The organism is Blastococcus xanthinilyticus (assembly GCF_008124835.1).
Taxonomy (GTDB): domain Bacteria; phylum Actinomycetota; class Actinomycetes; order Mycobacteriales; family Geodermatophilaceae; genus Blastococcus; species Blastococcus xanthinilyticus.
The window spans coordinates 70541-92340 of record NZ_VNHW01000015.1 but is presented as its reverse complement, the minus strand read 5'-3'; the positions used below and the strand labels follow the sequence as shown (position 1 = coordinate 92340).

General features: G+C 75.4%; 20 protein-coding genes. 9 read left to right on the top strand and 11 right to left on the bottom strand.

The genetic code is table 11. The annotated features are described in order from the left end of the window. Window positions 1-102 precede the first annotated feature (102 nt). The 5 genes from BD833_RS19295 to BD833_RS19275 form a co-directional block, all read right to left on the bottom strand. Window positions 103-2562 (bottom strand): ABC transporter permease, encoded by a 2460-nt coding sequence (locus BD833_RS19295; RefSeq protein ID WP_166534778.1) that lies wholly within the window; start codon window positions 2560-2562, stop codon window positions 103-105. Between the two features lies 1 nt (window position 2563). Next, window positions 2564-3322 carry an ABC transporter ATP-binding protein gene (locus BD833_RS19290; protein WP_166534777.1) on the bottom strand — a complete coding sequence of 253 codons (759 nt, stop codon included), beginning with the start codon at window positions 3320-3322 and terminating at the stop codon, window positions 2564-2566. Window positions 3323-3578: 256 nt separating this feature from the next. Then, window positions 3579-4271, bottom strand: a complete 693-nt coding sequence (locus BD833_RS19285; protein ID WP_166534776.1) for a response regulator — start codon at window positions 4269-4271, stop codon at window positions 3579-3581. Further along, window positions 4268-5452 (bottom strand): sensor histidine kinase, encoded by a 1185-nt coding sequence (locus BD833_RS19280; protein ID WP_166534775.1) that lies wholly within the window; start codon window positions 5450-5452, stop codon window positions 4268-4270. Before BD833_RS19280 ends, BD833_RS19285 begins: the two co-directional genes overlap by 4 nt. 75 nt (window positions 5453-5527) lie before the next feature. Further along, window positions 5528-6118 carry a copper chaperone PCu(A)C gene (locus tag BD833_RS19275; RefSeq protein ID WP_166534774.1) on the bottom strand — a complete coding sequence of 197 codons (591 nt, stop codon included), beginning with the start codon at window positions 6116-6118 and terminating at the stop codon, window positions 5528-5530. 110 nt (window positions 6119-6228) lie between these two features. Between BD833_RS19275 and BD833_RS19270 the strand changes: the two genes are divergently transcribed. Next, complete coding sequence (locus BD833_RS19270) at window positions 6229-6375, top strand: hypothetical protein (RefSeq protein WP_166534703.1); 147 nt, start codon at window positions 6229-6231, stop codon at window positions 6373-6375. Between the two features lie 4 nt (window positions 6376-6379). Here the strand turns inward: BD833_RS19270 and BD833_RS19265 are convergent, their stop codons facing one another. Continuing rightward, window positions 6380-7702, bottom strand: coding sequence for a Rieske 2Fe-2S domain-containing protein (locus tag BD833_RS19265; protein ID WP_166534773.1), 1323 nt, complete (start codon window positions 7700-7702; stop codon window positions 6380-6382). A gap of 174 nt (window positions 7703-7876) precedes the next feature. Here BD833_RS19265 and BD833_RS19260 point away from each other — a divergent pair, with 174 nt between their 5' ends. The 7 genes from BD833_RS19260 (at window position 7877) to BD833_RS19230 (ending at window position 16413) form a co-directional block, all read left to right on the top strand. Beyond that, window positions 7877-9001 (top strand): sensor histidine kinase, encoded by a 1125-nt coding sequence (locus tag BD833_RS19260; RefSeq protein ID WP_166534772.1) that lies wholly within the window; start codon window positions 7877-7879, stop codon window positions 8999-9001. A gap of 68 nt (window positions 9002-9069) precedes the next feature. Beyond that, complete coding sequence (locus BD833_RS19255; protein WP_166534771.1) at window positions 9070-9813, top strand: LytR/AlgR family response regulator transcription factor; 744 nt, start codon at window positions 9070-9072, stop codon at window positions 9811-9813. Window positions 9814-9816: 3 nt separating this feature from the next. Next, window positions 9817-10191 carry a hypothetical protein gene (locus BD833_RS19250; RefSeq protein WP_166534770.1) on the top strand — a complete coding sequence of 125 codons (375 nt, stop codon included), beginning with the start codon at window positions 9817-9819 and terminating at the stop codon, window positions 10189-10191. A gap of 16 nt (window positions 10192-10207) precedes the next feature. Beyond that, on the top strand, window positions 10208-11728 hold the full coding sequence (locus tag BD833_RS19245) for a sodium/solute symporter (protein WP_166534769.1): 1521 nt from the start codon (window positions 10208-10210) through the stop codon (window positions 11726-11728). 184 nt (window positions 11729-11912) lie between these two features. After that, window positions 11913-12314, top strand: coding sequence for a DUF485 domain-containing protein (locus BD833_RS19240; RefSeq protein ID WP_166534768.1), 402 nt, complete (start codon window positions 11913-11915; stop codon window positions 12312-12314). Continuing rightward, complete coding sequence (locus tag BD833_RS19235; protein ID WP_166534767.1) at window positions 12307-13917, top strand: solute symporter family protein; 1611 nt, start codon at window positions 12307-12309, stop codon at window positions 13915-13917. Before BD833_RS19240 ends, BD833_RS19235 begins: the two co-directional genes overlap by 8 nt. 201 nt (window positions 13918-14118) lie before the next feature. Further along, a complete protein-coding gene (locus BD833_RS19230) occupies window positions 14119-16413 on the top strand; it encodes a hypothetical protein (RefSeq protein WP_166534766.1) in 2295 nt (764 codons plus the stop codon). A 194-nt stretch (window positions 16414-16607) separates the two neighbouring features. Here the strand turns inward: BD833_RS19230 and BD833_RS19225 are convergent, their stop codons facing one another. The 3 genes from BD833_RS19225 to BD833_RS19215 form a co-directional block, all read right to left on the bottom strand. Next, window positions 16608-16886 carry a hypothetical protein gene (locus BD833_RS19225; RefSeq protein WP_166534765.1) on the bottom strand — a complete coding sequence of 93 codons (279 nt, stop codon included), beginning with the start codon at window positions 16884-16886 and terminating at the stop codon, window positions 16608-16610. A gap of 98 nt (window positions 16887-16984) precedes the next feature. Next, the gene (locus tag BD833_RS19220) at window positions 16985-17845 is read right to left on the bottom strand and encodes a manganese catalase (protein WP_166534764.1); all 861 of its coding nucleotides are present in this window, start codon (window positions 17843-17845) and stop codon (window positions 16985-16987) included. A gap of 308 nt (window positions 17846-18153) precedes the next feature. After that, window positions 18154-18888 carry a sensor histidine kinase gene (locus BD833_RS19215; RefSeq protein ID WP_166534763.1) on the bottom strand — a complete coding sequence of 245 codons (735 nt, stop codon included), beginning with the start codon at window positions 18886-18888 and terminating at the stop codon, window positions 18154-18156. Window positions 18889-18948: 60 nt separating this feature from the next. Between BD833_RS19215 and BD833_RS19210 the strand changes: the two genes are divergently transcribed. Further along, on the top strand, window positions 18949-19671 hold the full coding sequence (locus tag BD833_RS19210) for a response regulator (protein WP_243737809.1): 723 nt from the start codon (window positions 18949-18951) through the stop codon (window positions 19669-19671). Window positions 19672-19773: 102 nt separating this feature from the next. Here BD833_RS19210 and BD833_RS19205 read toward each other — a convergent pair whose 3' ends face one another. Together BD833_RS19205 and BD833_RS19200 are read right to left on the bottom strand one after the other, a co-directional pair. Further along, on the bottom strand, window positions 19774-21237 hold the full coding sequence (locus BD833_RS19205) for a PH domain-containing protein (RefSeq protein ID WP_166534762.1): 1464 nt from the start codon (window positions 21235-21237) through the stop codon (window positions 19774-19776). Next, window positions 21234-21746, bottom strand: coding sequence for a PH domain-containing protein (locus tag BD833_RS19200; protein WP_166534761.1), 513 nt, complete (start codon window positions 21744-21746; stop codon window positions 21234-21236). Before BD833_RS19200 ends, BD833_RS19205 begins: the two co-directional genes overlap by 4 nt. Window positions 21747-21800 lie beyond the last annotated feature (54 nt).

The following is a 21800-nucleotide window of genomic DNA, read 5'->3' as shown; positions in this document are numbered from 1 at the left end:
ACGAAGCCAGTCACATGACGGGTCACGCCCACCGCTGCCAGCCATCAGCCCATCACCGAAGGACTGACCCGGCCAGCCTCACAGTCACCTGATCACGCTGGGTCAGCCGGCGATCGCGGCCACCGGCGCGGTGCGGGCGGCGCGGCGGGCCGGCAGGACCGACGCCAGGAGCCCGGCGACCGTGGCCACCACGACTATCGCGGCCACCTGCAGCCACGGCATGCTGAGCACCAGCTCGCCGTAGGACCCGAGCACCGAGGCGACGCCGATCAGCCCGTAGGCGCTGCCGAGCAGCACCCCGAGCACCGCCGCCACGCCGGCCACCAGCGTCGCCTCCCAGGCGAGCAGCCCGCGCAGCTGGCCCCGGGTCAGCCCGAGCGCCCGCAGCAGCCCGTTCTCCTGGCGCCGCTCGACCACCGACAGGGCGAGGGTGTTTCCCACCCCGATGAGGGCGATCACCACGGCCACGCCCAGCAGCCCGGTGACGACCAGCAGCAGCACGTCGAGCACCGAGTCGATCGCGGCGCGCTCGCTGGCCAGCCCGGTGACATAGGAGAACGGCATCGCCGCGCCCGCCACGTCGGTGATCTCGTCGATCACGTCGGCCTGGTCGGCGTCGTCGACCAGCCGCAGCCAGACGGTGTCGACGGCGGCGTCGGGGGCGAGCCGGGTCAGCTCGGCGGCGGGGAGCGTGGGTCGCTCCACGTCGCCGTAGAGGGCGGTGAGGGTCGCCGTCCGGTCGCCGGCGGTGAAGGTGACCGGGTCGCCGACCGGGATCTCCCAGCTCGACTTCGCCCACCACGGCAGCACGACCTCGCCCGCGGCGGGGATCGGCACGTCACCGGTCGAGCGCATCACCGGCGCGGCGGTGGCGGCGTCCATCCCCGCCACGCCGGTCTCCTCGCCGTCCGGACCGACCACCGTCGCGCCGGTCAGGGAGGAGGCGGCCACCACGCCGTCGACCGCGGCCAGCCGGCCCGGCAGTGACGCCGGCATCGTCTCGCCGCCGGAGACGATCACGTCGGTGGGGTACTGCGCGGCCAGGCCGGCCTGCGCCGTGGCCCGGGTCGAGGCCGCGCCGACCACCATGGCGGTGGTCAGGGTGACGCCGATGAGCAGCGCGGTCGCCGTGGCCGCCGTCCGCCGGGGGTTGCGGGTGGCGTTGCCGGCGGCGAGCCGGCCCGGCACGCCGCCCAGCCGGGCGGCGAGCCGGCCGACGGCGCCCACGACCGGGGGCACGGCCCGCTGGGCGAGCAGGACGACGCCGAGGAAGCTCAGCGCCCCGCCCGGCAGCGTGATGAGGACGTCGGACAGCACGATCCCGAGCCCCATCAGGAGCACTCCCGGGACGACGAGCAGCAGGCCCAGCACCAGGCGCAGGACGCCGCCCCGCGACCGCAGCGGCGCGGGATCGGCCGGCCGGAGTGCGGCGAGGGGCGCGACCTTCGTGGCGCCCCGGGCGGGGGCGAGCGCGGCGAGCAGGGTGGTGCCCGTGCCCACGACCAGGCCGGCGACGATCGCGACCAGGGGCACGGACAGGCCCGACAGCGGGACGGGGGAGTCGGCGGCCTCGGCGATCGCCGAGACGCCGGCGGCCAGACCGATGCCGGCCAGGACGCCGATGACCGACGCCGCGAGGCCGGTGAGCACCGCCTCCCCGAGCACGCTGCGGCGCACCTGGCGCGCGGTCGCGCCGACGCAGCGCAGCAGCGCCAGCTCGCGGGTCCGCTGCGCCAGCAGGACGGCGAAGGTGTTGGCGATGACCAGGCCCGCGACCAGCACCGCGACCGTGGCGAAGACCAGCAGCACGGCGGTGAGGGCCATCGTGTCGCCGGTCAGCTGGGCGGCGGCCGCCTCGGCCTGCTCGGTGCCGGTGCGCACCGCGACCGGCCGGTCGGCGAGGGCCGTGGCGACCTGCTGCACCACGTCCCCGGCCGGCACGCCGTCGGCCCCGGCCACCCGCAGCTCGGTCGGGTCCATCGCGCCCCAGTCCTTGAGCTGGTCGGTCGTGCCCCAGATCCGGCCGTAGGTGCCGGCCGTCGGATCCCCGCCCAGGTCGACCACGCCGGTGACCGTGGCGCTGGCGTCGCGCTCGGCGCCGTCCATCGCGAAGTACGTGAGGTCGATCATGTCGCCGACGGCGGCGCCGGTGCGCTCGCTCACGGCGATCTCGCCGGGCGCGTCGGGGAGGGTGCCGGCCGACATCGACTGCCAGCGCAGGGCGGGGGCGTCGGCGACCGACTCGGCGAGGAGGTACTGGGCGCCCGTGCGGCCGGGCAGCAGGGCCTGGACACCGGTCTCCCACGTGCCGTCGACCGCGGCGACGCCGTCCAGCGCGGCGACGCGGTCCAGCTCGTCGCCGAGGCCTGAGCCGTCGTCGGAGGTGACCACGGCCTCCGTGCCGACGTAGGGGGCGCCCACGGCTTCCAGCAGCGTGGCGCGGGAGGTCTCGTTGAGGACCAGGGTGGCGACGACGAAGCCGACGGCGATGACGATCGCCAGGGTGGAGGCCACCAGCCGGGCGGCGTGCGCCCGGACGGTGGCAAGGGTGACGCTGCGCATGTCAGGCACCCAGCCCGCGCAGCGCGTCGAGGACCGTCTCCGCGGTCGGGTCGGCCAGCTCGCCGGCCAGCCGACCGTCGGCCAGCAGCACCACGCGGTCGGCGTAGGCGGCGGCGGACGGGTCGTGGGTGACCATGACGACGGTCTGGCCGGTCTCCCGGACGCTGGAGCGCAGCAGCCCGAGCACCTCGGCGCCGGAGCGGGAGTCCAGGTTGCCGGTGGGCTCGTCGGCGAAGACGACGTCCGGGCGGGGCAGGAGGGCGCGGGCGATGGCGACCCGCTGCTGCTGGCCGCCGGAGAGCTCGTGCGGGCGGTGGCCCAGCCGCTCGCGCAGCCCGAGCCGCGCGACGACGTCGTCGAACCAGACCGGGTCGGGGCGCTGGCCGGCCAGCTGCATCGGCAGCACGATGTTGTCCCGGGCGGGCAGCACCGGGAGCAGGTTGAACGCCTGGAAGACGAAGCCGATCCGCGAGCGGCGCAGGCCGGTCAGCTCGTCGTCGTGCAGGCTGGTCAGCTCCGTGTCGCCCAGCCAGACCTGCCCGGCGCTGGCGGTGTCCAGCCCGGCCAGGCAGTGCATGAGCGTGGACTTCCCCGACCCCGAGGGCCCCATGATCGCGGTGAACTCGCCGCGGGCGAAGGCGACGTCCACGCCGGCGAGGGCGTGCACGGCGGTCTCCCCGCCGCCGTAGGTCTTGCGCAGGCCGGTGGCGCGCACCGCGGCGCCGGCGAGGGCGGCCGGCGGCTCACCTGGGACGGTCATGACGGGAACGGGCACTGCGCACCTCCGGGAACGGGCTTCTTCGACGGTGCCCACGCTGCCGCCCGGAGGCCTCCTCCCGCGTCGGAGCAGGGGCTGGTCCCGGCAACCGCCGCGGTCGTCCCTCGGGTGGACTGGCCGTCATGCTGCGGGTGGACTCGGCCTCGGCGCGGACCCCCCGGGGGCATAGGAAGCTTTACCGGCGGATGGGGCCCTCGATCCGCACGTATAGCTTCCTATGCCCAGGGGCGCGGGCCCGTCAGGCGTTGCGGAGCAGGTCCGCCGGGGCGACCAGGCCGGTGCGGTAGGCGAGGACGACGGCCTGCACCCGGTCGCGGGAGCCGGTCTTGGCCAGCACCCGGCCGACGTGGGTCTTCACCGTCGCCTCGCTCACGAAGAAGTGGGCGGCGATCTCGCTGTTGGTGGCGCCGTACGCCATCTGCTCCAGCACCTCGCGCTCCCGGGCGGTGAGCGCGGCCACGCCCGGGTCCTCGCCGGACGGCGCCGCCGCCGCCCCGCCGCGCAGCATCGGCGCGACGTGCTGCAGCAGCCGGCGGGTGGAGCTGGCCGCGATCACCGAGTCACCGGCGTGCACGGTGCGCACCGCGTCGAGCATGTCCTCCGGAGCGGCGTCCTTGAGCAGGAAGCCGCTGGCCCCCGCGCCGATGGCCGCGACGACGTACTCGTCGAGGTCGAAGGTGGTGAGGACGACGACCCGCGGGGGCTCGGGCAGCGCCGTCACCTGCCGGGTCGCCTCGATGCCGTCGATGCCCGGCATACGGATGTCCATGAGCACGACGTCGGCGGGGACGCGGCCCAGGAGCTCGACCGCCGCCGCGCCGTCCCCGGCCTCGCCGACGACGGTCAGGTCGGGCTGGGAGTCGATGACCATGCGGAAGCCGGCCCGGACCATCTGCTGGTCGTCCACGAGGACGACCCGGATCGCGCTCATCGCCGTGCACGGTAGGGCAGTGCCGCGTGCACGCCGAACCCCCCGCCGTGCCGGGGCCCGGCCTCCAGCCGCCCGCCGTGCAGCTCGGCGCGCTCCCGCATCCCGCGCAGCCCCTGTCCCTGGCCGTCGGAGCCGGCCACCGCGGCGGCCGCGCCCCGGCCGTCGTCGAGCACCGACAGCTCCAGCGCGTCGGGCCGCCACTGCAGGCGCACCCAGGCGCGGCCGGCCGGGCCGGCATGCTTGAGCACGTTGGTGAGCGACTCCTGCACGATCCGGTAGGCGGCCAGCTGCGGGCCGGCCGGCAGCGGCTGCGGGGTGCCCTCGACGATCAGGTCGACGTCGAGCCCGCTGGCCCGCACGTCCTCCACCAGGGTGGGGATGGCGGCGACGTCCGGCTGCGGGGCGTACTCCTCGCCACCGCCGTCCCGGAGGACGCCGAGCAGTGCGCGCATGTCGGTGAGCGCCTGCCGGCCCGTGGCCGAGATCGCCTCCAGCGCGTCGGTGGCGGCCTGCGGATCGGTCCGGCCGGCGTAGCGGCCGCCGTCGGCCTGGGCGATGACGACCGACAGCGAGTGCGCGACGACGTCGTGCATCTCCCGTGCGATGCGGGCGCGCTCGGCGGTGGCCGCCAGCCGCATCTCCTGGTCGCGTTCCAGCTCCAGCAGCCGGGCCCGCTCCTCCAGGCCGGCCACCCGGAGCGCCCGCGCGCGGCGCAGGTCGCCCAGGGCCCACGCGGCGACGACGGCGACACCGATGGAGGCCGCGGGGAAGGCCGCGTCGACGGGGCTGGGCGAGTAGTAGCGGAGGCTGGCGAGCACGGCGCCGACGAGCCCGATCGCGAGCCCGGCCCGGCCTGCCCAGCGCGGGGCGTAAGCGGCCAGCGAGTAGACCATCACCAGCGCGGCGTAGTTCGCCGCGAGGAACTGCGAGGAGAGTCTCAGCTCCAGCAGCCCGGCCGCGATCACGACCGCCGCCGCGGCTAGCGGCGCCCGGCGGCGCCACGCGAGCGGCGCCACCAGGAGCACGCCGACGACGAAGGCGGCCTCCTCCTCCTGCCAGTACGACCCGGCCGGCAGCACGACCGTCACCAGGCCGATCGCGACCGCCAGCGCCAGGTCGACGAGGAACGGTCGTTCCCGCAGCCACGCCGACAGCTGCTCGACGGGGGCGGACCGGTCCATGCTGCCGAGCCTAGGGAGCGCCGCCGGGGATCTCGTCGCCCCTCGGGATGATCCGCGCGTCCCCCCGGGGGTGGATCAGTCCTGCGGCGTCGGGTCCTCGTCCGGCTCCGGCACGTCCCCGCCCACACCGTTGGTGGGTTCGGCGGCGACCATCGCGTCGACCTCCACCTCCTGGCCGTTGGCGAAGGAGAACACGACCGGGATGGACTGCGAGGACCGCAGGTCGCGGTCGAGCCCGACCAGCACGACCGACGGCAGGTCCGGCGCGCCCACGTACAGGTTGTCGTTGCCCGGGACCTCGAGCGCGGAGACCGGCTGGTCGTCGCCACCCTCGTCGCGCAGCACGGCCTCGGTGAAGTCCTCACCGGTGATCGCGTCGAGCGCGACCGGGTCGGAGCCGGAGTTGGTCACCGCGAACCACAGCGGCACCTCCTCGCCGGCGCTGTAGACGCCGTCCTCCGGGTAGGGCAGCTCGACGTCGGCGAGGCTGACGTCCTCGGTGACGGCCTCGTCGGGGCCCGCGTTCCCGCCATCGACCTCCGTGCCGATCTCCTCGATCGGGTTGGCCGACTCCTCCTCGTCGGCGACGCCGCCGCAGGCGGCCAGGGGGAGGGCCGCGGCGAACAGCAGGGCGGCGAACGGACGGGTGTGCGGACGGCGGTGCATGCTGGTCCTTCCGAGGTGGCGTACGACCGTCTGCCCCTACCCCGCGGGGAGCCGGGGGCGGCACGGCCGGATGGACCGCAACGAATTTGTCGCATTGGGCGGAGGCGCGCGTGGCCGAGCACCCGAGCCCCCCGGACGACGACGGCGGCGACCCCGCCTGCTGGCTGCGCCGGGTCTGCCCGGCCTGCGGCGGCCTGGCGGAGGAGGACCCGCCGACCCGCTGCCCCCGGTGCGGGGAGCGGATCGAGGAGGCGTGAGCGGTCAGGCGGCGGCCCGGCCGGCCGGGCGCGCGCGCCGGGCGGCGGCCGCGAAGTCGCAGAGCGCCTGCCGCAGCGCCACGCCCGCCCGGTCGGCCGGCACGTGCACCTCGTCGCGGGGGTCCAGCGGCAGCCCGGGAACGGCCAGCAGCTCCTGGGAGCGGACGTCCTCGGCGAGGACGCGCCGCTGCAGCGCCAGCTGCTCGGCCATCCGGCCGGGGGTGGGCAGCGGCATCCCCGGGCCGTCGGAGACCAGCAGGCAGGTGTAGATGCGGGTGGAGTCCAGGTCCTCGGGCTGCAGCAGGTAGAGCAGCGTCGTCGCGGCGCCGGAGTCCAGGAACTCCTGCCGGAGCCGCAGCCGGAACGGTGCCCGGTAGACGTAGGTCGTCCGGCGGCGCTGCCGCAGCGGGCGGCCCCCGGTGGCCACCTCGGGGTCCACCGGGTTGTCGACCCACTGCTCCCGCACGGTCCGGAAGCCACCCGGTTCGGGGTGCACCTCGACCGGCACGACGTCGGCCCGGTCCGGCGTGCCGATCGTGGCGGCGTGCACGAACGGGCCGTGCGTCGCGTCGAGGAAGGTGTCGGCGAGCGGACCGGCCGGGCCTGGGGACCGGACGGGCGGCAGCCAGCCGGGGACGAACCGCCGGTCCGCGGTCTCGGGCACCTCCATCGGCCCGTCGACCGGCTCCGCCGGCGCCAGCCAGATCAGCCCCAGCCGCTCGCGGACGCCGGCGGCCGCGGGCGCGGCGGCCACGCCGTCGCCGGAGCGGCGCAGGGTCCACGTGCGGCCGAGCAGCCGGACCTGCAGCCACCCGCCCGGCCGGAGCTCGGGAGACAGCGCGACCGGGTGCCAGGCGTGCGCCAGCGACGGATCGAGGTTGTCGAACACCCGGCCGCGGGGCGGGCCCGGTGGCGGCGCCGGCTCCGGGTGCGGCTCCCCGGCCGGCCGTGGGACGCCGGAGGGAGTCGGCTCGGGGGCGAGCCAGACCCAGCCGTGCCGCTCCTCGACCGCCCAGGGGCCGGCCGGGTCCGCGCGCGGCGGTGGGCAGCCGTCGGCCCCCAGCGAGGGGATCTCGGTGCAGCGGCCCTCGCCGTCGAACCGCCATCCGTGCGCCGGGCACACCAGCCGCCCGTCCGCGACGTGCCCGGCGGCCAGCGGGACCAGCCGGTGCGGGCAGCGGGCCGGGAAGGCGGTCACCTCCGCGCCGGGCCGCAACCGGACCAGGACGTACGCCCGCCCGCCGGCGCCGACGGGCACCGGTGCCGTTCCGACCGCGGCGGCGCGGGCCACCGGGAACCACCCCGTCGACGTGCTGGATCCGGCCATGACCCATCGCAGCGCACCCAGGTCAAGCGCGCGTTACACCCATCGGGCGGTTCGGTCACGTCTCGGTCGGTTCCTCCCCTCGTGCCCGCCGGGAACCCCCTACGGTGGCCCCGACCACATCCCGACGCCGTGTCGGGTGCCGCGGGACCCGCTGCCCGGAGGGAGGCGCCGCCGATGCGCGAGGCACTGCGCTGGCTGCGCCCCGGTCACCTCGGCACGGAGGCGGAGCAGGCGACGTTCCGGACCCTCCACTCCGCCTCCCTCACCGCACCCGAGCTGCGCGAGGGCCTGACCAGCGGCTCCGCCGGACGCGCGATCCGCCACCTGCGGGACCTGCTCGGGGTTCCGGCCGTCGCGCTGACCGACACCGTGACGGCCCTGGCCTGGGACGGCCGGTTCGGCCACCACGAGCGGGACGCGGCGACCCTCGCGGCTGTCGTCCTGGAGTCCGGCGGCACCGTCGTCCGCGGCCGCGCGGACTTCCCCTGCTCGTACGGCGGCTGCGGGCTGCGGCAGGTCGTCGTCAGCCCGCTCGTGGTCGAGGACCGGGTGGTCGGCACCCTGCAGGCGTTCACCCCGTCGGCGTCGGCCGGGCTGGTCCGGGCCGTGACCGAGGTCGCCCGCTGGGTGTCGGGGAACCTGGAGCTGGCGGAGCTCGACGCCTCGCGGACGCGGCTGATGGAGGCCGAGGTCCGGGCGCTGCGGGCGCAGATCAGCCCGCACTTCATCTACAACTCGCTGACCGCGATCGCCTCGTTCGTGCGCACCGACCCCGTGCGGGCACGGGAGCTCCTGCTGGAGTTCGCCGACTTCACGAGGTACTCCTTCAGCCACCACGGCGAGTACACGACCCTCGCCGAGGAGCTGCGGTCGATCGAGCGGTACCTCGTGCTGGAGAAGGCGCGGTTCGGTGACCGGCTCCAGGTCACCCTGCGGGTGGCGCAGGAGGTGCTGCCGGTCGCCGTCCCGTTCCTCTGCCTGCAGCCGCTCGTGGAGAACGCGGTGCGGCACGGTCTGGAACGCAAGCCGGGCACCGGGACGGTGACCATCATCGCCGCCGACCAGGGCGGGGAGTGCCTGATCTCGGTCGAGGACGACGGGATCGGCGAGGATCCGGACAAGGTGCGGCGGGCGCTCGCCGGTGACGTCTCGGTCGACTCGGTGGGGCTGGGCAACGTCGATGCCCGGCTGCGCACCACCTTCGGCGACGACTACGGTCTGGTCGTCGAGACCGGCCCCGGCGCGGGGACGAAGGTCACCGTGCGGGTGCCCAAGTTCGCGCCCGGGGTGCGCCCGTGATCGGCGGCGTCCGGCACGGCTCCGGCGCGGTCCGTCGCGACGCCGACCACCGCCGGCGAGGAGGGCCCGTGACCGCAGACCGGCTGACCGTCCTGGTCGTGGACGACGAGCTCCCGGCCCTCGAGGAGCTGCGCTGGCTGCTGGAGCGGGACGGGCGGATCGGGAGCGTGCTGAGCTGCGACTCGGCCACCGAGGCGCTGCGGCTGCTCCAGGAGCGGGCGGTCGACGCCGTCTTCCTCGACATCCGGATGCCCGGGCTCAGCGGCGTCGACCTGGCCCGCGTGCTGTCCCGGTTCAAGGTGCCGCCGCCGGTCGTCTTCGTCACCGCGTACGACGACCACGCGGTGGACGCGTTCGAGCTCGGCGCCGTCGACTACGTCCTCAAGCCGGTCCGCGACGACCGGCTGTCCGAGGCGGTCCGCCGGGTGGTCGGTGCGCGTACCGGTGGACCGGTGCCCGTGGACGACGACATCGCCGTGGAGCTCGGTGGCGTGACCAGGTTCGTCCCGCGCTCCAGCGTCGGGTACGTCGAGGCGCAGGGGGACTACGCCCGGCTGCACACCGCGTCGGGCAGCCACCTGGTCCGGGTGCCGCTGACCACCCTGGAGGAGTCCTGGAAGGACGCGGGCTTCGTGCGCATCCACCGGTCCCTGCTGGTCGCGCTCCAGCACGTCGACGAGGTCCGGATGGACGCCGGGCGGTGCACGGTGGTCGTCGGCGGCACCGAGCTGGTCGTCAGCCGGCGGCACACCCGCGAGCTGCGCGACCTCCTGGTGCGGCGCGCCCGCCCGGGCACGCACGGTCGGGGCTGACCGGTGCCGGACACCCCGCCCCGCCGGGTGCGCGTCACCAGCCCGCGCACCGGCGCCGCACGCGTGCAGCAGGTCCCGGCGGCCCGTGAGATCGACGCCCAGACCGCCCTGGGCGAGGTGTACATGTCCTCGCTGCTGCGCTCCCAGCTCCGGCTGGCGCTGCTCGCCCTCGCCGCCCTCGTCGTGGTCGTCGGCGGCATCCCGCTGCTGTTCTGGCTCGCGCCCGGGTTGTCCGCGGTGGAGGTGCTCGCCGTGCCGCTGCCCTGGCTGCTCCTGGCGTTCGCCGTCTACCCGTTCCTGTTCGCGGTCGGCTGGCTCTACGTCCGGGCCGCCGAGCGCAACGAACGGGCCTTCACCGACGTGCTGGACCGGCCGTGACCCCCCGCGACCGGCCGTGAGCGTCGCGGGCTACAGCGTCGTCGCGGTCACGGCCGTCGTCGTGGCCACGCTGGCGGTGGGCGCCTACGGCTGGCGGTTCTCCCGCACCACCAGCGACTTCTTCGTGGCCTCCCGCACCGTGCGCCCCGGGCTGAACGCCTCGGCCATCGGCGGGGAGTACCTCTCCGCGGCGTCGTTCCTGGGCGTGGCCGGCCTGGTGCTGGCGTTCGGCACGGAGATGCTCTGGTACCCGGTCGGCTGGACGGCGGGCTACCTCGTGCTGCTGGTGCTCGTCGCCGCGCCGCTGCGCCGGTCCGGCGCGTACACGCTCCCCGACTTCGCCGAGAGCCGGCTCGAGTCGCGGGCGGTGCGCCGGCTGTCCGCGCTGCTGGTGGTGGCCATCGGCTGGCTGTACCTCATGCCGCAGTTCCAGGGGGCGGGCCTCGCGCTGGCCGCCACCACCGGCACCGGACCGTGGCTGGGCGGCGTGCTCGTCGCGACGGTGGTGCTGGTCAACGTGCTGTTCGGCGGCATGCGCAGCATCACGTTCGTCCAGGCGTTCCAGTACTGGCTGAAGCTGACCGCGCTGCTGTTCCCGCTGCTGTTCATGGTGGGCATCTGGCTCGGCGACGGCGGGGTGTCCGTGGCCTCGACCGGGACGACGCCCGGTGACTCCTGGGAGTCACCGCTGGCCGGGGCCGGCGGGCACCAGCTCTACACGACGTACTCGATCATCGTCGCCACGTTCCTCGGCACGATGGGCCTCCCGCACGTCGTGGTGCGCTTCTACACCAACCCGGACGGGGCCGCGGCACGGCGCACGACCCTGCTCGTGCTGGCGCTGCTCGGCCTGTTCTACCTCCTGCCCCCGGTGTACGGCGGGCTGGGCCGGCTCTACGCCCCGGACCTGATCGCCAGCGGCAACACCGAGTCCGTGGTGCTGGAGCTGCCGTCCCGGATGATCGCCGGCACGCTGGGCGACCTGCTGTCGGCGCTGACCACCGCCGGGGCGTTCGCGGCGTTCCTGTCGACGTCGTCCGGGCTGACCGTGGCGGTGGCCGGCGTCATCAGCCAGGACGGGCTGGGCCGCCGGCTCGGGGGGGTGCGCGCCTTCCAGACCGGGGCCGTGGTCGCCGTCCTCGTGCCGCTGGGCCTCGCCCTGCTGGCCGAGGGGGTGGGCGTGGCCCGGGCGGTCGGGCTGGCCTTCGCCTTCGCCGCCTCCACCTTCTGCCCGCTGCTGGTGCTGGGCATCTGGTGGCGCCGGCTCACCGACGCGGGCGCGATGGCCGGGATGCTCGTCGGCGGCGGGTGCGCCGGAGGCGCGGTGCTGGCCACCCTGCTCGGCGCGGCCCCGGCCGGGTGGCCGGGGGCGCTGCTCGCGCAGCCGGCGGCGTGGACCGTGCCGCTGGCCTTCCTCACCATGGTGTCGGTGTCGCTGGCCACGCCCTGGCGGGTGCCGCGGCAGGCGGCCCGCACCATGGTCCGGCTGCACACTCCCGAGGCGGTGCAGCTCGACCGGGGGATCCTGCCCCGCTGAGGCCGGCGTCCCGCCCGACCGCTCGTCCCGCCGGACCTGCCGCACGACGACTGCTGCTCACCGCTCGGCGCAGCGGCGCCGCGACCGGTGCGCACGCCGGACCACGAGCCCTACCGTGACAGGGCTCACATTCCCGCCTGCCCGCATGTCGACGCCCCGCTCGATCGAACCAGGAGCTCGCACCGTGACCGATCCACAGGAACGGCGTCTGCTGACGCCCGAGGAGTACCGCGCTGCGCAGGACTCGCCGGAGTTCGTGGAGCTGAAGAAGCGCTTCCGCAGCTTCGCCTTCCCGATGACCGTGGCGTTCATCGTCTGGTACCTGCTCTACGTCCTGCTTTCGACCTACGCGACCGACTTCATGTCGACCCAGGTCTTCGGCAACGTGAACGTCGGGCTGCTGTTCGGCCTCGGCCAGTTCGTCACCACCTTCGTGATCACGCACCTCTACGTCGCGCACGCCAACAAGCGCACCGACCCGATCGCCGACGAGATGCGCGAGCGGCTCGAGGCGCACGACTTCGCGCCCGGCACGACCACCACCGGCGACGTCCACCCCACCGACCAGGGAGCCACCCGTGCGTGACCTGCTCGCCGCCGACGCCACCATCGGCAACCCGGCGATCAACATCTCGATCTTCGGCGCGTTCGTCGTCATCACGCTGGCCATCACCTTCCGGGCCAGCCGCAACAACAAGAGCGCGGCCGACTACTACGCCGCCGGGCGCACCATCACCGGTCAGCAGAACGGCCTGGCCATCGCCGGTGACTACCTGTCGGCGGCCTCGTTCCTCGGCATCGCCGGCGCCATCGCCATCTACGGCTACGACGGCTTCCTCTACTCCATCGGCTTCCTGGTGGCGTGGCTGGTCGCGCTGCTGCTGGTCGCCGAGCTGATGCGCAACACCGCCCGGTTCACCATGGCCGACGTCCTGGCCTTCCGGATGCGGCAGGGCCCGGTGCGCACCGCGGCCGCCATCTCGACGCTGGCCGTCTCGCTGTTCTACCTGCTGGCGCAGATGGCCGGCGCCGGCGGCCTGGTCGCCCTGCTCCTGGGCGTCAGCGGCCCGGTGGCCGAGGCGCTCGTGGTCACGATCGTCGGCGCGCTGATGATCTTCTACGTCCTCGTCGGGGGCATGCGCGGCACGACCTGGGTGCAGATCATCAAGGCGTCGCTGCTCATCGCCGGCGCGCTGGTCATGACCATCTGGGTGCTCGGTGACTACGGCTTCAACCTGTCGGCGCTGCTCGGCGGTGCGGCCCAGAACGGCGGCGACGCCGTCCTGGCGCCTGGTGCCCAGTACGGCGTCAGCGACACCACCCGGCTGGACTTCATCAGCCTGGCGCTGGCCCTGGTGCTCGGCACCGCCGGCCTGCCGCACGTCCTGATGCGCTTCTACACCGTCCCGACGGCGAAGGCCGCCCGGACGTCGGTGGTCTGGGCCATCTGGCTGATCGGCATCTTCTACCTGTTCAGCCTGATCATCGGCTACGGCGCCGGTGCCATGGTCGGTGCCGAGACGATCGCCGCGGCACCGGGCGGGGTGAACGCGGCCGCGCCGCTGCTGGCCTTCGAGCTCGGCGGCACCGTGCTGCTCGGCATCATCGCCGGCGTCGCGTTCGCCACCATCCTCGCGGTGGTGGCCGGGCTGACGATCACCGCGTCGGCGTCCTTCGCGCACGACGTGTACGCCTCGGTGATCAAGAAGGGCGACGTCCCGCCGAACGGCGAGGTCAAGGTCGCCCGGATCACCGCGGTGGTCATCGGTGCGGTGGCCATCGGTCTGGGCATCCTGGCGCTGCGCGCGGGGCTGAACATCGCCTTCCTCGTCGCGCTGGCGTTCGCGGTGGCCGCCTCGGCGAACCTGCCGACGATCCTCTACACGCTGTTCTGGAAGAAGTTCACCACCCAGGGCGCGCTGTGGTCGATCTACGGCGGGCTGATCATCTGCATCGGGCTGATCATCTTCTCGCCGGTCGTCTCCGGCGCCGAGACGTCGATGCTGCCGAACGCCGATTTCGCCTGGTTCCCGCTGCGCAACCCGGGCCTGGTGTCGATCCCGGCGTCGTTCCTCCTCGGCTACCTGGGCACCGTGCTCACCAAGGAGAAGCCGAACGAGGCGAAGTGGGCCGAGCTCGAGGTCCGCGCCTTCACCGGTATCGGCGCGGAGAAGGCCGTCGACCACTGAGGCAGGACCTGGCTCCTCACCGGGGGCCAGGCGGTTCCAGGCAGTCGCGTGGCGCGCGTCCCCTTCGGGGGGCGCGCGCCTCGCGCGTTCGGGGGGCTCATCGGCATCCCGCACCCCATCGGGTGAGGCCCGGCGTGCCGGTCCTCAACTCCGGGCCCGGGCGGGACGACGGCGCAGGTACGTCTTCCCGAGGAGTTTTCCGTGCATCGAGCTGTTCCGGGGCGCCGGCCGGTCGTCGTGACCACCGCCGCCCTGCTGGCCCTCGCCCTCGCCGCGTGCGACGACGGGGCTGCCGAGTCCACCCTCGACGCCCGGGCCGCCTGGACCGAGGTGACCATGCCCGGGTCCTCCCAGGTCGCCGGCCCGCGCGAGACCTTCACCGCTGCCCTGGGCCGGTCGGGGAACCTGCCGGCGCTGGTCGCCGGCTCGGGTGGGGAACCCGGGGAGCCCGCCTCCGCGCGGGCCTGGACCGACTCCGACGACGGCGACTGGCGCTGGCAGGAACTGCTGGCCGACGGCCCCGAGAGCGAGGTCGGCTTCGCGGTGTCCGACGGGTCGACCACGTGGATCGGCGGCACCACCTGGCAGGCCGGTGAGCCGGTCAGCCCCTACGTCGTCAGCTCCGGCGACCGGCAGACCTGGGAGGTCGTCGAGCTCCCGGGCGACGCCGCCGACCGGGCTCTGCGGCCCGGGGCCGCGGCGCTGGTCGGCGGAGCGCCGGTCGTCGTCGGCATGGACTCCGCGGACGAGCCGGTCGCGCTCCTCCTCGGTGCGGACGCGGAGCTGGTGTCGCTGCCCGCCGCCCCCGGGGGCCGGGAGTTCCACGGGTTCCGGGGCGCCGCCACCCTGGGCGACACCGTGGTCGGGGTCGGGTCCGTCGCGGAGCCCGGCAGGTCCGCGGAGGCGGTCGTCTACCGCTCCACCGACGGTGGTGCCTCCTGGACCGTCACTCTCGGCCCGGCCGAGGGGCCGGCCGACCTGAGCGGTGTGGTGGCCACCTCGGGCGGCTTCGTCGTCACCGGCTACCTGTGGGGCGGCGACGGGGTGGCCACGCCGGCGGCGTGGTCGTCGGCCGACGGCGCGGCGTGGACCGCCGAGGCGCTGCCCACGCTCGACCAGGACCGCGACGGTCTCTCCGTCGCACCCGGTGACCACTCGTGGCTGGACGTCCCGGCCGTCTCGGGGGACCGGGTCGTCGCGCCCGTCGTGGTGACCTCGGTGCTCCACTTCGGGGTCCTCCAGCGCGACCCCGCGGGCACCTGGACGTTCCTCGGGGACTCCCCGGACTGGGAGTTCCCCGGCGCGGGCGCCGACGCCGCGCTCAACGAGGACGGCTCGCTCCTGCTCGCGCAGTCCGGCCGCAACCTCGGCCGGGTGGGGGAGCTCTCCGCGGACGGGCGCTGGCGGAACCTTCTCGCCGAGGTGGGCACGCTCGACTACGGCATGCAGTTCACCTCGTTCCTCGACCCGGCCGGCGCGCCGGCGCTCATCGGACGCCGTCCGGTGGTGGAGCGGCGCGGGGTGAGCGGCTGGGCGCAGACCGGCCAGCTGGCCAACTACGCGCTCGAGGGCGACGCCCTGGTCGAGCGGCCCTGGGACCCGGCCGAGACGGCCGGCCTGTCCGACATCGCGGCGGCCAGCGCGCCCGACGGCAGCTCCGTGCTGCTGGGCGCACAGGTGTCGCAGGGCGGCGAGGGGATGACCGTCGACCTCGTGGGCTGGTTCCGCCCCGGGGCCGGTGGCCCGCCGGTGGCCGTGGAGGGCCTTGCCTCGCCGGTGGTCGAGTCGCTCGAGGCGGTCACCTACGCCGACGGCACGTGGATCGCGGTCGGCAGCGTCCGGAGCTCGTTCGCCTCGACCGATCCGCACGCCGCGGCCGTCTGGACCTCGACCGACGGGACGACCTGGAGCCGGGCGGACGGCCTCGTCGCCGGGACGGCGCCGGGTGCCGAGAGCTGGGCGTTCGGGGCCTGTGCCCTCCCCGGCGGTGAGCTGCTCGCGGTCGGCGAGTACAGCGAAGGCGCCCAGACCCGGCCGGTGGCGTGGCGGTCGACCGGCGGGCAGTGGCAGCGCCTGGACGGATCGGCGTTCGCCGCGGAGTTCGGCTCGCTGAGCTCCTGCGCCACCGACGAGGGCGCCACGATCGTCCAGGGCACCAGTGAGGACCGCGCGACCGTGTGGCGGACCACGGACGGCGGGACGTTCGAGCCGACCACGATCGGAGGGCGCGGCGAGACCTTCGGGACCATCCGCGTGGTCGACGGCGGGTACGCGGCCGCCGGGACCGTCTCCGCACGCGGCCAGCAGGGCGCCGTGGTGTGGCTCTCGGCGGACGCCGAGAGCTGGCGGGCGGTTCCGGTGCCCTCGGCCCGCGTGCTCAGCGGGGCGGACGTGATGGCCGACGGCAACGGTGGCCTGGTGGTCGCGACGACCTCCGGGGCGTCGCCGGAGGTCTGGGTGCTGGCCAACCCGGGTGAGCTGTTCGCGGACGCCTGATCAGGCCCCGCCGAGGCGCGCGTCCCCGACCGGGGGCGCGCGCCTCGTGCGTTCGGGGGCCGGGCGCGGAGGCCGGACCTCGCGGTGTGGTCGCCGACCTCGTGCTGCAGCACGGGGTCCGCGACCACACGGTGCGGACGGTTAGCACGTCGGCTGCGGGCGCGCGCCGACGGGAGCGGGCCCGGCGCCGCAGGTCAGGCGGCGGCCGCGGCGGGGGCCGGCTCGGGGTCGAGGACGGCGTCCACGGTGGTCGCCGTGCCGGCGACGGCGAGCGCCACGGGGGTGGCGGCCGGCTCGCGGCGCCGGGCGTGGGCGAGCCAGCGGGCGGCGAGGCCGGTGAGGACCACGAGCCCGGCGAGCGTGTGCCCGGCGGAGTCGCTCACCGCGACGGCGATCGCCGCGAGGTAGACGAGCGAGAGCAGGACGGCGGGGAGGGGCAGGTGGGGCAGGCGCAGGCGCAGGGAGGGGTGCACGGCAGGACCTCCGGATCGGGGCGGCCCGCCGGGCCGGCGGCCGCACCCGGGGAGGGTGGGCCGCCGGGCCGGCGACGGCGCTGGAGAGCGGTGACGTCTCAGGTGAGCAGGTCCTTGGCCTTCTGCAGCATCGACTGACCCGGCATCTGCGGCGTCCCGAACAGCCGCGGGTCACCCGGGGGCAGCTGCGGGGCGTCGGCGGCGGCCTCGATCGGGCGGGCGGTCATCTCGCCGCGACCGTCCAGCGCCGGGCCGTGCGCCCAGCGCCCGGCAGCGGCCTCGGGACCGTCGGAGGCGACGATGAAGGCGTAGCCGAACTCGGCGGGCTCCTCCTCCAGCGGGAAGGCCTCGGGCACCGGGATGCCCTCGAGCCCGTCGGCCTTGAGCTCCTCGATCGCCGCGAGCCACTGCATCTGGTGCATGTGGTCACGGGCGATGAGGAACTTCAGGGTCTCCTTGACGCCCGGGTCGTCGGTCATGTTGTAGAGCCGGGACACCTGCAGCCGGCCCTGCATCTCGGCCGTGGCGTTGTAGTGGAAGTCGGCCATCAGGTTGCCGCTGGCGGTCACGTAGGCGCCGGTCCACGGGTTGCCCATGCTGTCCATGTAGCTGGCGCCGCCGCCGTTGGTGAGCGGGTGCTGCGGATTGTGCTGCCCGTACCCGGCGGCGGCCTCCTTGCTGCGGTCGGAGGCGTCGGGCTTGAGCGGGATGTGGTCCAGCAGCCGGTCGATCATCGTCACCAGGATCTCGACGTGCGCGAGCTCCTCGGTGCCGATCGACAGGAGCATGTCCTTGTACTTGCCGGGCAGCCGGCAGTTCCAGCCCTGGAGCAGGTACTGGGTGGCGACGGTCATCTCGCCCCACTGACCGCCGAGGACCTCCTGCAGCTTGCGGGCGAAGTCCGGGTCGGGACCGTCGGGCTTGGCCTCGTACTGCAGCGCCTGGGTGTGCGTGAACACAGCGTTCTCCTCGCGTCGTCGCCGTCATCGCGATCGCGGTGACACAGGAGATCTGCCCCGCTCGGGTGGCCCACCCGTGCCGTCCGGTGGCCCCCCGGTGCCATGTTCACGGTGGTCCTCTCGACGACACCGCGACCACGTGCCGCCCCCACGTCCGTGGAGCCGATCCGTCGCGCCTGCGCGGAGCCCTCCGGGCCCCACTCGGCGCGACCGAGCTCGGCCACGTGCCGTCCCGACCCCCGCTGAGCACTGTCGTCGCGCCTGCGCCGAGCCCTCCGGGCCGCACTCGGCACGACCGCTCTCCCCTACTACCGGTCGGGGAGGCAGACGGTGAGGACGAACTGGTCCCCCTCGTGCGCCCACACCAGCCGGCCGCCGAGCTCGCGCGTCTGCTGCTGCACCGACCAGAGCCCGAGCCCGGTCAGGTCCACCGGCGGCCGGCTGGTGGACAGGTGCTGGACGACCCGGTCGGCGGGCACCCCCGCCTGACCCAGTGCCAGCTGCACCCAGCCGTCGCGGCGGGTCACCTCCAGCCGCACGGGTGCGCCGCGGCCGTGGCGGTGCGCGTTCTCCAGCAGGTTGATCAGGATGCGCTGGACCCGCGCGTCCCCGACGGCGACGTCGGCGGCGTCCTCGGGCATGTCGACCGTGAGCTGGGCCCGGGGCAGGCCGGCCGAGCCGACGGCCGCCCGGACGACGTCCCCGAGCCGGCGGGTGCCGCGGGTGCGGCGCTCGGTGCCGCCGCTGGCGTCGGCGGTCCGCAGCATCGAGGACAGGTGCGCGGTCTGGGCCCGGGCGAGCTCGAGCAGCTCCCGCGTCTGCCCGGGGGCGCGGTCCAGCGAACCGAGCACCGCCTCGAGCGACGCGAGCGGCGTGCGCATGTCGTGGCACAGCGCCCGGACGACCGCCTCCTGCGGGCTGGCGGCCTCCGCGCCGGCCCGGGCCCGCCGCAGGGTCGGCAGGTGCGCGCGGAGCACACGGGCGAGATCGCCCAGCAGCCCGTGGCCTGCGGACGGGATGCGGGTGTCGGCGGCCAGGGTCACGGGCAACTCCTCGGTGTCCGGGCCGACGACGCCGCGGGCGCACCGACCGTGGGGAGCGATGTGGAGCAGAGCGACGATCCGGTCGCCGTGGAGCGGAGGCCGCCCGTCGACGTGGTGGTCGTCGACGACCACCCGCTGTTCACGCGTGGGCTGAGCCTGCTGCTGCCCGGGCTCAGCGAGGGGCGGGTGCGGGTGGTGGGCACGACCGAGGACGCGTCGGCGGCCGCCGCGCTGGTGCGCCGGCAGCACGCCGACGTGGCCATCGTCGACCTGCACATGCCACCCCCCGGGGGCACGAGGGCGATCGCGGCGATCCGCCGGGCCGATCCGCTGGTGCGGGTGGTGGCGCTCTCCGGCCTGGCCGAGGCGGACGCGGCGATCGAGGCGCTGCGGGCGGGCGCCTCCGGCTTCCTGCCCAAGACCGCCGACCCGGAGGCGCTGGTGCGTCCGTTGCTCGCGGTGCTCGACGGCTGGTCGGTGCTGCCGGAGGCGGTGCTGCGCCAGCTCCTGGACGACGCGGCGCCGACGGGGGAGCGGAGCATCGCCGACCAGCTGACCGCCGACGAGCGCCGGCTGTGGCGGCTGGTCGCCGACGGCGCGAGCACCGTGGACATCGCGACGACGCTGCACGTCTCGGAGCGGACGACGAAGCGGCTGGTGGCGCACCTGCTGAAGCGGCTGGACGTGGCGACGCGGGTGGAGGCGGCCGCGCTCGCCGGCCGCGTGGGGCTCGGCGCGGAGTCCGGCGGCCTCGGCGGGCAGGCCGGTGGGCTCGCGCGGTGAGGCCGGCGGGTGCGCATCGAGCGCCCAGCTACCCGGGGGCGTGATCGACAAGCACCGGTAAGGAAAGGTTCACTTTCCCCGCCCCGCGCGCTTCCCTCCGGGTCAGCTCTCCCGCGGAGCGACCAGGGCCCCGGCCCACGGCCCCGAGGCCGTGACGGCGAAACCCGCGGCGTCGGTGGCCGCCATGTCCACGGCGGCGTAGCCGCCGCTGCCGGCGCCGACGCAGGCGGTGACGGTGGCCAGCCCGGCCCGGCGCTGGAACAGCGTCTGCCGCACCTGCCAGCCGACCACCGCCCGCCGCTCGAGCACCGCCTGCTCGCGCATCAGCCAGCCCCGCCGCACGCTGAACGACCGCGGGCCGGTGGTGTGGCCCAGTGCGGTGTAGTACCCCCGGGCCAGGGGGATGCCGAGCAGGGTCAGGGCGATGCCGACCGCGAGCACGTCCCAGCGGCCGGTCGTCGCCATCAGCACGCCGCCCCCGGCGCTGACCAGCAGCCCGGCCGAGAGCGCGCGCAGCGCCCGCCGCCGGAAGGCCGCCGGGGGGTGGGGGCGCAGCGGCCCGGGGTCCCCCGCCAGGCGGTGGGTCAGCGCCCACGCCTCCTCGCGCGGGCCGAGCGGGAGCAGCTGCCCGCGCCGCTCGGCGTCCCCGAGCCCGGTCACCAGGGCCCCGGCGCGCGCCGCCCCGACCAGGCGCATGCCCAGCCCCTCGGTCACCGTGACGCCGCGGATCCGGTCGAGCTCCAGCTCGGTGTGCCGGCGGGTCAGGAGCCCGCGGACGGCGATCAGCGAGCCGCCGCGGCGCACCAGCCGGAAGCGCCAGTTCACGACGGCCGCGCCCACGATCGCCCCGGCGACGACGAGCAGGACCAGGCCGAGGGCCACGGCTCCGAGCACCCAGCCGGCCGGGAGGTCGAGGTCCCACACCTCGCCGAGCAGGTCGTCGGGCAGCTCCTCGGCCAGCCGGAACAGCGCTCCGATCGCGGCCAGCGGCAGCGCCAGGTAGCTGCCGACCAGCGGAGCGAAGAACAGCCACCGGTTCTCCCAGCGGGAGAGCTCCTCCTCGTCGTCCTCGGGGTCGGCGGCGTGGCGGCCGACCCGGATGGCCGGGGACTGGTGGGTGAGGACGGCGACCCGCAGCCGGTCGCCCTCGGCGCTGGTGACGCCGTCGACGACGAGTTCCTCCTCCTGCCCGGCGGCGCCGGCGGCGGCGTCGATCCGCACGCGGACCAGCCCGAAGAGCCGGTGCAGCGCGGGGGCCTCCACCTCGACGCCGCGGATGCGGTCGTTGGGCACCGTCCGGACCGACCGGGAGAGCAGCCCGCGGGTGACCACCACCGCGGCCGGGCCGTCGCTGTAGCCGAAGCGCCACCAGGAGACGGCGGCGACGGCGAGGGAGAACAGGGTGACGCCCAGGGCGAGGGCGATGATCGTGACCGGGCCGTCGAGCCCGGTGGCCGCGATGACCGGGATGAGCGCCGGGACGAACTGCCGGGCCTGCCGGAACGTGACGGTGTGGACCAGCACGATCCGCGGCGAGGTGCGGCGGGGCGTCGGGGGAGCGGTCACGTGGCCCGGTCGCGGACCTGCTCGGCGCGGGAGGCGAGGTCGTCGGCGACCCGCTGGGCGACGTCGTGCTCGAGGTGCCAGATGCGGACAGTGCCCTGGCTGGAGGCCGTGAGCACCGCGACGGTGGCCAGCCCGAACAGCTGCTGCAGCACGCCCCGGGTGACGTCGACGGTCTGGATGCGCGAGATGGGCACCAGCGTCCAGGTCTGGGTGAGCCAGCCGGTGCGGGTGTACGCGGCCTCGCCGGTGATCTCCCAGCGGTACACCCGGTGCTTGAACCACGGCCGGACGCCGATCGCCACGACGGCGTAGAGCAGGCCGGCGAGTGGCAGCGCCCAGCGCAGGACGGGAACCGGACCGCCGGCGTCGGCGGGGACGAAGAGCAGGAAGGCGCCGATGCCCAGCCACAGCAGCACGGCGCTGATCACGCTCTCGGTCACCCAGAGGCCGATCGCCGCCCGGGGGAGCGACCAGGCGGGCTCGCGCACGGGGAACGGGGCGGCGGTCATCAGGGCTCATCCTGCCAGCCGGTGCAGGGCCGGGCAGGCGCCGCTCGGCACGGC